Genomic DNA, 2500 nt, shown 5'->3' on the forward strand with positions numbered 1-2500 from the left:
ACACAGTGGACGCAAGCAGCTATGGACAAGCCCTCGGCCTATTAGTACCGGTCACCTCCACCCCTCACAGGGCTTCCAGATCCGGCCTATCAACCCCGTCGTCTACAGGGGGCCTTAACCCCTCAAAGGGGGTGGGAGTCCTCATCTCGAAGCAGGCTTCCCGCTTAGATGCTTTCAGCGGTTATCCCTCCCGAACGTAGCCAACCAGCCATGCCCTTGGCAGAACAACTGGCACACCAGAGGTCCGTCCGTCCCGGTCCTCTCGTACTAGGGACAGCCCTTCTCAAGACTCCTACGCGCGCAGCGGATAGGGACCGAACTGTCTCACGACGTTCTAAACCCAGCTCGCGTGCCGCTTTAATGGGCGAACAGCCCAACCCTTGGGACCGACTCCAGCCCCAGGATGCGACGAGCCGACATCGAGGTGCCAAACCATCCCGTCGATATGGACTCTTGGGGAAGATCAGCCTGTTATCCCCGGGGTACCTTTTATCCGTTGAGCGACGGCGCTCCCACAAGCCACCGCCGGATCACTAGTCCCTGCTTTCGCACCTGCTCGACCCGTCAGTCTCGCAGTCAAGCTCCCTTGTGCACTTACACTCACCACCTGATGACCAACCAGGCTGAGGGAACCTTTGGGCGCCTCCGTTACATTTTAGGAGGCAACCGCCCCAGTTAAACTACCCACCAGACACTGTCCCCGATCCGGATCACGGACCCAGGTTAGACATCCAACACGACCAGAGTGGTATTTCAACGACGACTCCACAACCACTGGCGTGGCCGCTTCACAGTCTCCCACCTATCCTACACAAGCCGAACCGAACACCAATATCAAGCTATAGTAAAGGTCCCGGGGTCTTTCCGTCCTGCTGCGCGAAACGAGCATCTTTACTCGTAATGCAATTTCACCGGGCCTATGGTTGAGACAGTCGAGAAGTCGTTACGCCATTCGTGCAGGTCGGAACTTACCCGACAAGGAATTTCGCTACCTTAGGATGGTTATAGTTACCACCGCCGTTTACTGGCGCTTAAGTTCTCAGCTTCGCCACCCGAAGATGACTAACCGGTCCCCTTAACGTTCCAGCACCGGGCAGGCGTCAGTCCGTATACATCGCCTTACAGCTTCGCACGGACCTGTGTTTTTAGTAAACAGTCGCTTCTCGCTGGTCTCTGCGGCCACCCCCAGCTCAGACCGTAAAGGCCATCACCGGAAGCGGCCCCCCTTCTCCCGAAGTTACGGGGGCATTTTGCCGAGTTCCTTAACCATAGTTCACCCGAACGCCTCGGTATACTCTACCTGACCACCTGAGTCGGTTTAGGGTACGGGCCGCCATGAAACATCGCTAGAGGCTTTTCTCGACAGCATAGGATCATCCACTTCACCACAATCGGCTCGGCATCAGGTCTCACCCATAATGTTGCACGGATTTACCTGCACAACGGGCCACACCCTTACCCCGGGACAACCACCGCCCGGGCTGGACTACCTTCCTGCGTCACCCCATCACTCACCTACTACAAGCTCGGGCCACCGGCTCCACCACACCCACCCTCACCCAAAGGGATCAGACAGGGGGCTTCACGGGCTTAGCATCACCTGATTCAATGTTTGGCGCTCCACAGCGGGTACCGGAATATCAACCGGTTATCCATCGACTACGCCTGTCGGCCTCGCCTTAGGCCCCGACTTACCCTGGGCAGATCAACTTGACCCAGGAACCCTTAGTCAATCGGCGCACACGTTTCCCACGTGTGTATCGCTACTCATGCCTGCATTCTCACTCGCGAACCGTCCACCACTACCTTCCAGTGCGGCTTCACCCGGCACACGACGCTCCCCTACCCAACAACACACCCGTTAGAGCTTACTGTGCTGCTGACACGACTTCGGCGGTACGCTTGAGCCCCGCTACATTGTCGGCGCGGAATCACTTGACCAGTGAGCTATTACGCACTCTTTCAAGGATGGCTGCTTCTAAGCCAACCTCCTGGTTGTCTCTGCGACTCCACATCCTTTCCCACTTAGCATACGCTTAGGGGCCTTAGTCGATGCTCTGGGCTGTTTCCCTCTCGACCACGGAGCTTATCCCCCGCAGTCTCACTGCCGCGCTCAACTTACCGGCATTCGGAGTTTGGCTAAGGTCAGTAACCCGGTAAGGCCCATCGCCTATCCAGTAGCTCTACCTCCGGCAAGCAACACACGACGCTGCACCTAAATGCATTTCGGGGAGAACCAGCTATCACGGAGTTTGATTGGCCTTTCACCCCTAACCACAGGTCATCCCCCAGGTTTTCAACCCTGGTGGGTTCGGGCCTCCACGACCTCTTACAGCCGCTTCACCCTGCCCATGGCTAGATCACCCCGCTTCGGGTCTAGAGCGTGCAACTCAACGCCCAGCTAGGACTCGCTTTCGCTACGGCTACCCCACACGGGTTAACCTCGCTACACACCGCTAACTCGCAGGCTCATTCTTCAAAAGGCACGCAGTCACGACGC

General features: G+C 57.4%; 1 rRNA gene (cut by a window edge). It reads right to left on the minus strand.

Features of this window, described 5'->3' with window-relative positions:
- Positions 1 to 21 precede the first annotated feature (21 nt).
- Positions 22 to 2500: ribosomal RNA gene (locus tag H5J30_RS17570) — 23S ribosomal RNA — on the minus strand (it continues 651 nt past the right edge of the window).

This window comes from Streptomyces phytophilus, from assembly GCF_013870535.1.
Classification (GTDB): domain Bacteria; phylum Actinomycetota; class Actinomycetes; order Streptomycetales; family Streptomycetaceae; genus Streptomyces; species Streptomyces phytophilus.